Here is a 12,896-nt window from a genome sequence, read left to right on the forward strand (position 1 = left end):
GGAATGTCCCACACCCCGCATGAACTGGCCGAAGAATTTCCGGACAAAGTTGAATTGATGAGCCAGCTCAAGCAATCAGACGCGCATTTTGCGCGGTTGGCGGATGAGTATCATGAAATCAACCGTGTTGTTCATCGCGCTGAAACCAATGTCGAGCCGATGGAAGATCTGGCTGAGGGCGAGCTGCGCAAGAAGCGTGCGGCGCTGAAGGACGAGATCTGGTCGATCTTATCCAAGGGTTGAACATCAGGGGCGGGGGCTCTGCCCCCGTCGCCTTCGGCGACTCCCCCGAGGTATTCTGAACAGAAGAAGGTCAGGTCACTTCGTAGGGGAGGGTGCCGCGTGTGTGCGCGTCAATCGTGAGGCGTCTTTCCAGAGGCGGGACTGAGCGTTGGTGGCAGTTTTGCCGCTCGCAGATTCGGCACGAGATGCCGATAGGCTCGTAAGCGCTGGCATTGTTGATATCGAGATTGTCTGCGTAGACCAACGCTTCAGCGTGACGGATTTCGCAACCCAGAGCGATGGCATAACGACGTACGGGGGCCCCGAATGAGCCGCCGGATTTCGAGACATCCCGCGCCAGCGAGATATATTGAACCCCGTCTGGTGTCTCCGCCAGTTGGCGCAGGAAATGGCCCGGTGTTTCGAACGCGCGGTGGACGTTCCACAGGGGGCAGGCGCCTCCGAACCGGGCAAATTGCAGCCGCGTTGCAGAATGGCGCTTGGTGATGGTGCCCGCTTGATCGACGCGGACAAAGAAGAAAGGGATACCTTTGGCACCGGGCCGCTGCATGGTAGACAATCGGTGCGCTACCTGTTCAATCGACGCCCCAAACCGGTTGCTGAGCAGCTCGAGATCGTGACGACAGTCCTGCGCCGCCTCCAAAAATGTGCCATAGGGCATTAGCGACGCACCCGCGAAATAGTTCGCCAGACCGATTTTCGCGATCGCGCGGGCCTCTTCCGTCTGGAACTTGGCGAAGTCCAATGTGGCCTCGAGCAGCTTGTTTTGCTGAATCAGCGCTACTTGCAGCAAGAGTTGGAAAACCTGCGTTTGCGGCGCAATGCGGGAGGACAGCAGAAGAGTTTTGCTGTCAGCGTCATACTTGCGCGTTTCTTCGATATCGGAAAACTGAACGCGTATGTCACGCTCGGCCAAGCTGTTGATCGCGGCGGCACGCACGCCGCCAGTGTCTTGTGCGCGGGTAGCGAATCGCTCGGCCGCGCGGTCGACGGCGTCGATATAGTTGTCGCAATAATGGAAGAAATCCCGAACCTCCTCCCAGGGACTGGCTTGAATCTGCGCGTCTTCGCGCCCCAGCGCTTCGTCCAGTGAGGCTAGCCGTTCATGGGTTTGGCGGTAGGTTTGATGCAGTGCGATGAAGGCGCGGGCCAATGCCGGTGCGTTTGAGGCCGCCAGCCGCAGATCGGCAAGAGGTGGCGTGGCATCATCAAAGACGGGGTCGGCCAGGGCCTCGCGCATATCCGACACCAACCGTTCGCTGTCACCAGTGCTAAGCTCGGTTACGTCCATGCCGAATTCCTGCGCCAAGGCCAGAACCACGGTGGTGGAAATCGGACGGTTGTTGTTCTCCATCTGGTTCAAATAGGGCAGGGAAACCCCAAGTTTGGCAGCGAATTCTTTTTGCGTCAGGGTCAGGCGCGTGCGCATTTCGCGTAGTTTCGCACCGGCATAGAGTTTCTGGGTCGCCATGGCGGGCCTTTGCAACTTTTCTGTTGCGGCAAGCTAACTTTGCAAAAATAACTGTGCAAGTACCGCTATAGACCCATCCGTCTTTCCCGCCGAATAACAGAGACTATCGCGCCTACGGCAAGCAGAGCGGTAATCAGCATCAGCCAAAGCAACGGCATCGCTCCTGTTTCATGGGTTAGGAGGAACCCGGCCAGTGCACTCAGACCAGCACCGCCTGCCAGCATGATGGCACCGCTTAGACCCGCCGCCGTTGCCGCCAGATGCGGGCGCACCGACAGGGCACCGGATGTTGCATTGGGAATTGTCATGCCATTTCCGATACCCACAATCGTCATCAAGCCGAAAAAGCTGAGCGGTGTCCCAAGTCCAATCAGGAACAACAGCGCGGAAATCAGCACGCCGCACGCGTTCAGAATGCAGCCGCGCAGGACCATCCGGTTCACACCGAATTTGACGGAAAACCGCCCGCTGATGAAGTTCCCGGCAAAATAGCCCAGAGCGGGTGCCCCGAAATAAACGCCGACCTCGGCTGCGGACATGCCGAAGATCTCGGTTCCGATGAAAGGTGCGCCGCCGAGATAGGCAAAAAACGCGCCGGATGACAGGGCGGACGACATCGAATAGCCCCAGAAGCGGGGCGAGGTGAGGAGTTCGGGGTATTCGCGGAACTGTTGCAGCAGCGTCTTGCCGCTTTTGGCCGAGGTTTCACCGAAATCCTTAAAACACAGGATCAGTGTCAGAGTGCCCAATACGAAAGGCAGCCAGAAATTTGCCTTCCAGCCGAAGGATTCCTCCAACAGCCCTCCGATTGCCGGGGCGATCATCGGAACGACGGCCATGCCCATGGTTACATAGCCGATCATCGACGCCGCCTGATCCTGATCATACAGGTCTCTCACAGCTGCCCGGCTGAGGACCATACCTACGACAATAATCGCCTGCGACATGCGAAAAGCCAGAAAGACCTCGGCATTAGGCGCGTAGATGCAGCCAAGTGTTACGATCAGGAACAGGGCCATGCCCCACAGCAAAACGGGTCTGCGACCGGCCTTGTCCGCAATCGGGCCAATGAGAATCTGCAAGATCGCACTGACCATCAGGTACAGCGCGATGGACAACTGCATAACCCTGTAGTCGGTTTGGAAATGCACGGCCATGTTGGGCAGGCTGGGCAAATAAAGATTCAGGCTGAGCGCCGACAGGCCCGATAAAAGTACCAGCGTGGCGATAGACGGAGGCGAACGCCGTGCGGGAGGTGGTCCGAACTGCATGGTTCAATGGTATAATCTGGGATTTCGGGAATGCCACCTACCATTTGACATGAGTATGTAACTTTTCAATTTTGCATTATTCTTTAGCTGTGTAGTCAAAACTTTGCAAATTTGCCGAAAGTTGCTTTGGAATGGCGCTTTGTCCGTATAGTGTCCCGCCAAATTACATAGGGGATTATCGTCATGAAAGACATCCTGACCGAGCTTGAAGACCGCCGCAACAATGCCCGCTTGGGGGGTGGTCAAAAGCGGATCGACGCGCAGCATGGGCGCGGCAAGCTGACGGCGCGCGAGCGCATAGAGCTGCTGCTCGACGAAGACAGCTTTGAAGAGTTCGACATGTTTGTCAGTCATCGCTGCACCGATTTCGGGATGGAAAACCAAAAGCCTGCGGGCGATGGGGTGGTCACCGGTTGGGGCACGATCAATGGTCGTATGGTCTATGTGTTCAGCCAGGATTTTACCGTGTTTGGCGGGTCTTTGTCTGAAACCCATGCGCAGAAGATCTGCAAGATCATGGATATGGCGATTCAAAACGGTGCACCGGTGATCGGGATCAACGACTCGGGTGGGGCGCGTATTCAGGAAGGTGTCGCCTCGTTGGCGGGTTATGCCGAGGTGTTCCAGCGCAATGTTATGGCTTCGGGTGTGGTGCCGCAGATCAGTGTCATCATGGGTCCGTGCGCGGGCGGCGCAGTGTACAGCCCGGCGATGACCGACTTCATCTTTATGGTCAAAGACACGTCCTACATGTTCGTAACTGGCCCTGACGTGGTGAAGACTGTCACCAATGAGGTCGTTACCGCCGAAGAACTGGGCGGCGCATCGACCCACACCAAGAAATCCTCGGTCGCTGATGGAGCATTTGAAAACGACGTTGAGGCGCTGGCTGAAGTGCGCCGTCTGGTCGATTTCCTGCCGCTCAACAACCAGGAGAAACCTCCGGTCCGCCCGTTCTTTGATGAACCCGACCGGATCGAGACCTCGCTGGATACCTTGATCCCGGACAATCCGAACACGCCTTACGACATGAAGGAACTGATCACCAAGGTGGCGGATGAGGGCGACTTCTACGAAATTCAGGAAGACTACGCCAAAAACATCATCACCGGTTTCATTCGCCTCGAAGGGCAGACCGTAGGTGTAGTCGCCAACCAGCCGATGGTTCTGGCCGGGTGTCTGGACATCGACAGCTCGCGCAAGGCGGCGCGGTTCGTGCGGTTCTGCGATTGCTTTGAAATTCCGATCCTGACACTGGTCGATGTTCCGGGCTTCTTGCCGGGTACCAGCCAGGAATATGGTGGCGTGATTAAGCACGGTGCAAAGCTGTTGTTTGCCTATGGCGAGGCCACCGTTCCAAAAGTCACGGTGATTACCCGCAAAGCCTATGGCGGGGCCTATGACGTTATGGCATCCAAACACCTGCGCGGCGACTTCAACTATGCTTGGCCCACAGCCGAGATCGCGGTGATGGGTGCCAAGGGCGCGACCGAGATCATTCACCGCGCCGATCTGGGTGATGCCGAGAAAATCGCGCAACACACGCAGGATTACGAAGATCGTTTCGCCAATCCCTTTGTCGCAGCCGAGCGGGGCTTCATCGACGAGGTGATCATGCCGCAATCGACGCGACGTCGTGTTTCGCGCGCCTTCGCAAGCCTGCGGAACAAGAAGCTTAAGAACCCGTGGAAAAAGCACGACAATATCCCTCTGTAACAGAGGGCTGGTTTCGGTATGCGCGATGAATCGCCGAAATTCACGCGCTGCCGGCCAATGTCACATAACTTTTACAATGGGCCAAGTTTGACTCTGAGTGCAAAGCTGATACATGGATACCCTTATCAGAAATAGAAAAGCGCGGGCCAAAAGCCATGCGCGCGCAATCCCGGAGAGAGGAGCTCACCTTTGGTGGGTCCGGGATTGCGCCTTAACTCTGTTTTTCCTGAATATTACTTTGCCTGCGGTTGCTGAAACGCCCCCTCAGTTGCCCGTGCCGTCCGGTCAACCCGTTCATCTGACCCAAGTTCTGTTGGATGAAAATCCGGGCGAACTGTGGCTGCGCTTTCGCTTTGTGGCGCCCAAGATCGGATCAGATGTTGGTCGTATTGGGTATGACGTCGCCTCGGTGGACATGCAACATCTGTGCCAAACGCTGGCTGTCGCCTATGTCGCCGAATACGATTTGAATCCTGCGCGCGTGGTGATTTCGCTGTCGGACCGGCCGACCGAGTTTGGGCAGACCGAGCCTGATGCCACGCAGTTTTTCGAAGCCTACCGGTTGGAGCAATCGCAGTGTATCTGGGAGGGGCTCTGACCATGAATGCTGATTTTCAGACGGACAGAGCGTTTCTGACCAGCCATGCAGCTTTGGAGGCGTGCGATATGACCTCGTCCATCAACGGATGTGATTTTCTTTTCCCGGAAGGCACTAATGCCAGCGGGGTGGCGATATGCTGAAGCATCGCGGATTTCCGGGGCGCCTTGCCGGAACAGATTTTCAATTCACCATTCGCCGCGCCAACCCCAAGGGGGTAACGCCCCTGACCCGGCGCGAGCGCTTTCGGGATCGTAAACCAGCCGACCGGCGCGCCGATGCGGGTTTTATGGAGGCGCTATGGCAGCACTTCGGGGATCAACCATTTGAGCGTGGCAATCTGGATGCCGGCCGCCTGAGCTGGTTGTTCGAACGCGAGGTCGTTCCGGCCGAGGACCCGTTTGATCCTGCCAGCTATGATGCGCTTTTGGTGATTGATCTGGATGTGGCCAAGATGTCCTTTCCCGACATCTTTGACGGACTGCGCTAAGCGTGCTTGCTGAGGTCGCATATCCTTCACGGGTGTTTCCCAATGGGAAAACCCTGCCCCGCAGTGGGGGGCAGGGTCGTGATATGCGATCAGAAGTTCAACTGCGCCGCAACCTGAACGCGGCTACCGTCAAAGTCCTCACCCGAGATTACGTCGTTCCGCTCGCCGTAGATGTATTCAGCGCTCAGAGTCAGAGTCTCGGTTGCCTGATAGAAAGCATTGACGTGGATCGTCTCCAGTTCGGTGAAGGCCAGATCGCCAGTCGAGGTGGCAAGGTCATAGTCTTCGTAACCGTAGGCGATACCAACGTTCCACTTGTCGTTGACTTGCTGACGCAGTTCAACGGTGAAACCGTCGACATCGTTGGCTTCACCGCCAACGACCGGATCACCCAAGCCGATCAGCCACGGACCCAGCGCCTGACCAGTCACGTAGTTGACCTGGAACAGACCGCCTTCCCACAAACGAGCAGAACCAGACAGGGTCACGCCCCACTGGTCGACTTCGTTGAGGCCGCCGCCGTCTTGCGCGCGACCGTAAAGGCCGGCAATGCGTCCGATGTATTTGCCGTCATTGTATTCAGCCGACGCGGTGAAGACCGGATCATCAGAGTTCGATCCGCCGACGTTTTCTTCGATTGCGAAAGCGATATCGGTGTTTTCGACCGAGGTGACAGTATAACGGATCTGCGGAACACGGGCAAAGGCGATACCGACGGGACCGTTAAATTCGACCGAGGTCGGATAGGTGTCCAGCGGCTGGAAGTTGGTCCAGAACTGGCCAATCAACCATGCGTCACCAATGCGGATGTTGGCGTGACGCAGGCGCAGTTCAGCAGCACCGCCGCCTGCAAACAGGTCAAGTTCCAACTGCCCGCCAATGTCTCCAATGGCGCTGGGCGTGCTGGTCAGCAGTCCAATCCGCGACTGGCGAACAGTCGCACCAAAAGTGCCGCTGGTTGCCGTCGAAGGTTCACCGATGACGTTCACGAAAGCGGTGTCGCCTTGATCAAAGTCGAAGTCATAAAAGAAGTCGGCTTTGACATAGCCGTAGACGTCCAGCGTCGTATTCCCGATCCTGAATTCACCGGGGGTCGCGTTCGGTCCCTGAGATTCCAAGGCTTCGATCCGAAGGCGCAGTTCCTCCAGTTCGGCCTGCGTATTCGCATCCTGGGCATAAGCAAGCGTGCCAGTCACACTGAGCGCAGTGGCAGCGAGCAGAGATGCCGTTTTTCTCTTTGTAATCATTTGGATGTTTCCTTGTGTGCGAGTGTGCACGCGCAACCTTCCACGGCTGCGAAATTCTTGGAAATCACGAGATCGGGACTGCAGAGCGTAAATTTCTCAAGAAAAAGTGCTCCGAAAAACGCTCGATTTCACACGCGTGTGAAGCCTGTATTTAAAACGTGGAATACAAGGGATTTTGACGTTCACATTGCGGTGGCGAAAAGTGATGCTGCACTTGCAAAGTATCTCATTTCGATAGTAAATCGTAACGAATTTGTGACGCTTTTGGGCCCAGTTCTTCATGAAGGCGTGAGAATCGGTATAGGCGCTTATTTGCGCGGCGTTTTCGGGAATGGGCAGATTCCAGCCGGAAACCGTGTGCCTCGTGGATCGCAGTTTTCACGTGCAACTTCACCGTGCATGTTGAGCGGGCCGTGCGGCTCTACTTTGCCTGCGTCGCACATGCACCTACTATTCCGTACCCCTTCCTACCGCGGGCAGGCTTGTGAGTTACACAAAACCCTGCCCGCGTTTTTCTTTGTCCATGAATCGGTTCTAGGACGGCAAAAAGCTGCGCATATTCTGCAATTTTCCCTGGTGTTATTGAATATCACTCCGCAAATCCGACATCAGCGTTCGAATGCAGTAAAAATTCTGAAGGGGCAGACATCATGCAATTCTCGAAACTGGCACTGGCGCTGGCCGTCTGCGGGGGCCTGTCGGCCTGCGGCGACAACTTTGGCGAACAGGCGCTGTTCGGCGGCGGCGCGGGGGCGCTGGGTGCCGCCGTTCTCAACGCGGACCCCATCGTGGGCGCAGCCGTCGGGGCCGCTGGCAACGTCTTGTATTGCAAAACGCAAAACAACTGTAGGTAAAGAAATCAACGGGGCGCGTGCCGCCTCGACCGTCATCGCGCGAAACGCCGTCGTGGGGTCTATGCCCCGCGGCGGCGTTTTGCGTTTCTCAAACATCAAGACAAAGGACGTTCCATGTTCAACAAGATCCTGATCGCCAACCGGGGCGAGATCGCATGTCGGGTCATTAAGACCGCGCGCAAAATGGGGATTGGCACCGTCGCCATCTACTCGGACGCGGACCGCAACGCGCTTCATGTGTCGATGGCGGATGAGGCCGTGCATATCGGCCCGCCCCCCGCGAACCAGTCCTATATCGTGATTGACAAGGTGATGGACGCGATCCGCCAAAGCGGCGCACAGGCCGTGCATCCCGGTTACGGCTTCCTGTCTGAAAACGCCAAGTTCGCCGAGGCGCTTGAGGCCGAAGGCGTGGCTTTTGTCGGCCCTCCGGTCGGTGCGATTGAAAGTATGGGTGACAAGATCACCTCGAAGAAGATCGCGCAGGACGCGGGCGTGTCGACGGTGCCGGGTTATATGGGCCTGATCGAGGATGCCGATGAGGCCGTGAAGATTTCCAACGACATAGGCTATCCAGTAATGATCAAGGCCAGCGCTGGTGGCGGTGGCAAAGGCATGCGCATCGCGTGGAATGATGAAGAAGCGCGCGAGGGCTTTCAATCGTCCAAGAACGAGGCTGCGAATTCCTTTGGCGATGACCGGATTTTCATCGAAAAATTTGTGACCCAGCCGCGCCATATCGAGATTCAGGTTCTGTGCGACAGCCACGGCAACGGTATCTATCTGGGCGAACGTGAATGCTCGATCCAACGCCGGAACCAGAAGGTTGTGGAAGAAGCCCCGTCGCCGTTCCTTGACCCGGAAACGCGTAAGGCGATGGGCGAACAGGCGGTCGCATTGGCCAAGGCCGTGAACTATGCCAGCGCCGGGACCGTCGAGTTCATCGTGGATGGGGAAAAGAATTTCTACTTCCTTGAGATGAACACCCGCCTTCAGGTGGAACACCCTGTGACCGAGTTGATCACCGGCGTCGATCTGGTCGAACAGATGATCCGCGTGGCCGCAGGCGAAAAGCTGTCGATCACCCAAGACGACGTAGCTCTGACCGGCTGGGCCATTGAAAACCGCCTGTATGCCGAGGACCCGTATCGCGGTTTCCTACCCTCGATTGGGCGGTTGACCCGTTATCGTCCTCCGGCTGAAACGGCGGCTGGCCCTATGCTGGTGAACGGTAAATGGCAGGGGGATGCACCCCAAGGGGCGTGGGCAGTGCGTAATGATACCGGCGTCTATGAAGGTGGCGAGATCAGCATGTACTACGACCCGATGATCGCCAAACTGTGCACCTGGGCCCCGACTCGTGATCAAGCGATCGAGGCGATGCGTGTGGCGCTCGACAGTTTCGAGGTCGAGGGCATTGGTCACAACCTGCCATTCCTGTCAGCGGTGATGGATCATCCCAAATTCATCAGTGGCGACATGACCACCGCTTTCATCGCCGAAGAATATCCCGACGGTTTTGAAGGCGTCACCCTGCCAGAAGAAGACCTGCGCCGTATCGCAGCGTCTTGCGCGGCCATGTACCGTGTCGCTGAAATTCGTCGCACCCGCGTCTCGGGCCGTATGGACAACCACGAGCGCAAGGTCGGCGCGCATTGGAATGTTGCGCTGCAGGGTCAGGAGTTCGACGTCAGGATCGAAGCGGATAAAGAGGGCGCGACGGTTGCCTTCTCGGACGGCACGAGCCTGCGGATTGCCTCGGATTGGACACCGGGCGACCAACTGGCTGTTTTGGATGTCGACGGAGAGTCGCTGGTCATGAAGGTCGGCAAAATTTCGGGTGGGTTCCGTATCCGCAACCGGGGTGCAGACCTGAAGGTGCATGTCCGCCGTCCGCGTCAGGCGGAACTGGCCAAGTTGATGCCCGAGAAACTGCCGCCAGATACTTCGAAAATGCTGCTCTGCCCGATGCCCGGCCTGATCGTGAAGATCGACGTCGAAGTGGGGCAAGAAGTACAGGAAGGTCAGGCGCTGTGCACCGTCGAGGCGATGAAGATGGAAAACATTCTGCGCGCCGAGAAAAAAGGCGTGGTCGCCAAGATCAACGCGGGCCCTGGTGACAGCCTTGCCGTGGACGATGTGATCATCGAGTTCGAATGATCATGAGCGCGCTATTGTCATATCCCTATGACGTCCCGGCGTTCTGCGCCGGGAACTTGGGGCGTGGCGAAGGCGCTCAACCGCCCTCGCGCCGTTCGCGAATCTCGCGTTCGCGCAGGGGGGTTTTGTCGATGGATCGGCCAATCTCACGCACGCTCCAAGGGGACGGTTTGCGCAGTTTCACCACGCCGTCCTTGTCGACAAACACCATCTGGAACCCGCGCGGGCGCAATTGCGAGCGGATCGGGGACCGGTCAGACGGGTCCGTGTCGGTGATGACAATCACATCGCGATCACGCATCGCGGCTTCGCCTTCGACCAGCATGTCGATCTGTTGCTGGAATCGCGGATCGGCGGGGGTATCGGCAAAGACGATGATGGGCCGGTTGACCCACAGAAACTCGGACAGTTCGCTGTCGCCTGCGGGTCGAACAAACTCATCTTCCGCAGGTGTGGACCCATCGGCCGCCATCGCAGCCAGCGGGATTAGTGCCGAGAAAACAAGGGCAAGCGTGCGTGTCATGGGGCCTCCTGTTCCATTGAATATAGCTGCTGCTTTGACGAATGCGACCGGCGATTTGCCCGGATCGCTCAAAATTTCGCGCTTTGACCGGCTTGGCGGGGCAGGGTGCAGCACAACACCGCGGTGGCCTCAGCCCGCCGTGATCCGAATTGACGAGAGGAAATCGACATGACCAACACCAAGGACTGGCAGGCGCTGGCGGAAAAAGAGTTGCGCGGACGGCCGTTGGATGATCTGACCAAAGAGACGCTGGAAGGCATCGACGTCAAACCGCTTTACACGGCTGAAGATACCGCAGATCTGCCGCATATGGGCAATTTGCCGGGGTTCGGCCCGTTCACGCGCGGGGTGAAAGCCACCATGTATGCGGGGCGCCCTTGGACGATCCGCCAATATGCCGGTTTTTCAACAGCTGAGGAATCGAACGCCTTCTACCGCCGCAATCTGGCCGCCGGCCAACAGGGCGTGTCCGTGGCCTTCGATCTGGCCACACACCGCGGCTATGACAGCGACCACCCGCGCGTTGTCGGCGATGTGGGCAAGGCCGGTGTGGCCATCGACAGTGTCGAGGACATGAAAATCCTGTTCGACGGCATCCCTTTGGACAAGGTTTCAGTCTCGATGACCATGAACGGCGCGGTCATCCCGATTCTGGCCAGTTTCATTGTGGCGGGCGAAGAGCAGGGGCATGACAAATCGGTCCTGTCCGGCACCATTCAGAACGACATTCTGAAAGAGTTCATGGTGCGCAACACCTATATCTATCCGCCTGAACCGTCGATGAAGATCATCTCGGACATTATCGATTATACCTCGAACGAGATGCCCAAGTTCAACTCGATCTCGATCTCGGGCTATCACATGCAAGAGGCTGGCGCGAACCTCGTGCAAGAGCTGGCCTATACGCTGGCCGACGGGCGCGAGTATGTGCGTGCGGCGACACAGGCCGGGATGGATGTCGACAAGTTCGCAGGCCGTTTGTCCTTCTTCTTCGCCATTGGCATGAACTTTTTCATGGAGATCGCCAAACTGCGCGCGGCACGCACCATTTGGCACCGCGTGATGACCGGTTTCGGTGCGAAATCCGAGCGGTCCAAGATGCTTCGCACCCATTGTCAGACCTCGGGAGTGTCGTTGCAAGAACAGGACCCCTATAACAACGTGATCCGCACGGCGTATGAGGCTATGAGCGCGGTTCTGGGTGGCACGCAAAGCTTGCACACTAACGCGCTGGACGAGGCAATCGCATTGCCCACTGATTTCTCGGCTCGCATCGCGCGCAACACACAGTTGGTGCTGCAGGAAGAGACCGGTGTAACCGATGTGGTCGATCCACTTGCGGGCTCATATTACATCGAGAGCCTGACCAATGAGCTGGTCGAAAAAGCCTGGGCCCTGATGGAAGAGGTCGAAGAAATGGGCGGTATGACCAAGGCCGTCGCTTCGGGCATGCCCAAGCTGCGGATCGAGGAAAGCGCGGCACGCCGTCAGGCGATGATCGACCGGGGCGAAGAGGTCATCGTCGGCGTCAACAAGTACCGCAAGGAGCAGGAAGACCCGATCGACATTCTGGACGTTGACAACGTCGCTGTGCGCGAAGCGCAGGTGGCGCGTTTGGAAAATATCCGCGCCACGCGCGATGAGGCCGCGTGCCAACAGGCGCTGGACGCCCTGACCAAAGCTGCCCAAGAGGGCGGAAACCTGCTGGCCGCCGCCGTTGAGGCCGCCCGCGCCCGTGCATCCGTAGGAGAGATCAGTATGGCTATGGAGAAAGAATTCGGCCGCCACCGCGCCGAAGTAAAGACGCTGGCCGGTGTCTATGGCGCGGCCTATGAAGGTGATGAAGGCTTCGCCGCCATTCAAAAATCCATCGAAGATTTTGCCGAGGCTGAAGGCCGCCGCCCGCGTTTGCTGGTGGTCAAGATGGGGCAGGACGGGCACGACCGGGGTGCCAAAGTGATCGCAACCGCCTTTGCCGATATCGGGTTTGACGTGGACGTGGGCCCTCTGTTCCAGACGCCGGCCGAAGCTGCGCAGGACGCGGTGGACAATGACGTTCATGTGGTCGGTATCTCGTCGCAGGCCGCCGGGCACAAGACGCTGGCCCCGCAACTGGTCGAGGAACTGAAGAAAGCCGGGGCCGAGGACATCATCGTTATTTGTGGCGGCGTGATCCCGCAGCAGGACTATCAATTCCTCTATGACAACGGTGTTAAGGCGATCTTTGGTCCGGGCACGAATATCCCCGAGGCGGCGCAAGACATCTTGAGTCTGATCGGCGAGACCCGTGCGTAGACTGAGATTTTTCGTCGAAAAATCTTAT

General features: G+C 57.7%; 11 protein-coding genes. 7 read left to right on the plus strand and 4 right to left on the minus strand.

The genetic code is table 11. The annotated features are described in order from the left end of the window. The first annotated feature begins 3 nt into the window (after nt 1-3). Nucleotides 4-243, plus strand: a complete 240-nt coding sequence (locus tag GOV80_RS08570; protein WP_170769146.1) for an HP1242/YdcH family protein — start codon at nt 4-6, stop codon at nt 241-243. 70 nt (nt 244-313) lie between these two features. Here GOV80_RS08570 and GOV80_RS08575 read toward each other — a convergent pair whose 3' ends face one another. Next, complete coding sequence (locus tag GOV80_RS08575; RefSeq protein WP_170769147.1) at nt 314-1,714, minus strand: helix-turn-helix domain-containing protein; 1,401 nt, start codon at nt 1,712-1,714, stop codon at nt 314-316. A 65-nt stretch (nt 1,715-1,779) separates the two neighbouring features. Beyond that, nucleotides 1,780-2,985: a multidrug effflux MFS transporter gene (locus GOV80_RS08580; protein WP_170784018.1), complete on the minus strand. Its 1,206-nt coding sequence runs from the start codon at nt 2,983-2,985 to the stop codon at nt 1,780-1,782. A gap of 183 nt (nt 2,986-3,168) precedes the next feature. Between GOV80_RS08580 and GOV80_RS08585 the strand changes: the two genes are divergently transcribed. The 3 genes from GOV80_RS08585 (at nt 3,169) to GOV80_RS08595 (ending at nt 5,789) form a co-directional block, all read left to right on the plus strand. Continuing rightward, the gene (locus GOV80_RS08585; protein ID WP_170784020.1) at nt 3,169-4,701 is read left to right on the plus strand and encodes an acyl-CoA carboxylase subunit beta; all 1,533 of its coding nucleotides are present in this window, start codon (nt 3,169-3,171) and stop codon (nt 4,699-4,701) included. 238 nt (nt 4,702-4,939) lie between these two features. Continuing rightward, the gene (locus GOV80_RS08590; RefSeq protein ID WP_174819314.1) at nt 4,940-5,299 is read left to right on the plus strand and encodes a DUF6497 family protein; all 360 of its coding nucleotides are present in this window, start codon (nt 4,940-4,942) and stop codon (nt 5,297-5,299) included. A gap of 136 nt (nt 5,300-5,435) precedes the next feature. Further along, entirely contained in the window at nt 5,436-5,789 is a 354-nt protein-coding gene (locus tag GOV80_RS08595) for a hypothetical protein (RefSeq protein WP_170769150.1), read from the plus strand. 89 nt (nt 5,790-5,878) lie between these two features. Here GOV80_RS08595 and GOV80_RS08600 read toward each other — a convergent pair whose 3' ends face one another. Beyond that, entirely contained in the window at nt 5,879-7,036 is a 1,158-nt protein-coding gene (locus GOV80_RS08600; RefSeq protein ID WP_170769151.1) for a DcaP family trimeric outer membrane transporter, read from the minus strand. A 650-nt stretch (nt 7,037-7,686) separates the two neighbouring features. Here GOV80_RS08600 and GOV80_RS08605 point away from each other — a divergent pair. Next, nucleotides 7,687-7,890 (plus strand): hypothetical protein, encoded by a 204-nt coding sequence (locus tag GOV80_RS08605; protein WP_170769152.1) that lies wholly within the window; start codon nt 7,687-7,689, stop codon nt 7,888-7,890. Between the two features lie 114 nt (nt 7,891-8,004). Next, on the plus strand, nt 8,005-10,050 hold the full coding sequence (locus GOV80_RS08610) for an acetyl-CoA carboxylase biotin carboxylase subunit (RefSeq protein WP_170784022.1): 2,046 nt from the start codon (nt 8,005-8,007) through the stop codon (nt 10,048-10,050). A gap of 76 nt (nt 10,051-10,126) precedes the next feature. Here GOV80_RS08610 and GOV80_RS08615 read toward each other — a convergent pair whose 3' ends face one another. After that, on the minus strand, nt 10,127-10,573 hold the full coding sequence (locus GOV80_RS08615) for a DUF4174 domain-containing protein (RefSeq protein WP_170784024.1): 447 nt from the start codon (nt 10,571-10,573) through the stop codon (nt 10,127-10,129). Nucleotides 10,574-10,741: 168 nt separating this feature from the next. Here GOV80_RS08615 and scpA point away from each other — a divergent pair, with 168 nt between their 5' ends. Continuing rightward, nucleotides 10,742-12,868 (plus strand): methylmalonyl-CoA mutase, encoded by a 2,127-nt coding sequence (scpA, locus tag GOV80_RS08620; RefSeq protein ID WP_170784026.1) that lies wholly within the window; start codon nt 10,742-10,744, stop codon nt 12,866-12,868. Nucleotides 12,869-12,896 lie beyond the last annotated feature (28 nt).

The sequence above is a fragment of the Ruegeria lacuscaerulensis genome, from assembly GCF_013034685.1.
Taxonomy (GTDB): Bacteria; Pseudomonadota; Alphaproteobacteria; order Rhodobacterales; family Rhodobacteraceae; genus Ruegeria; species Ruegeria lacuscaerulensis_B.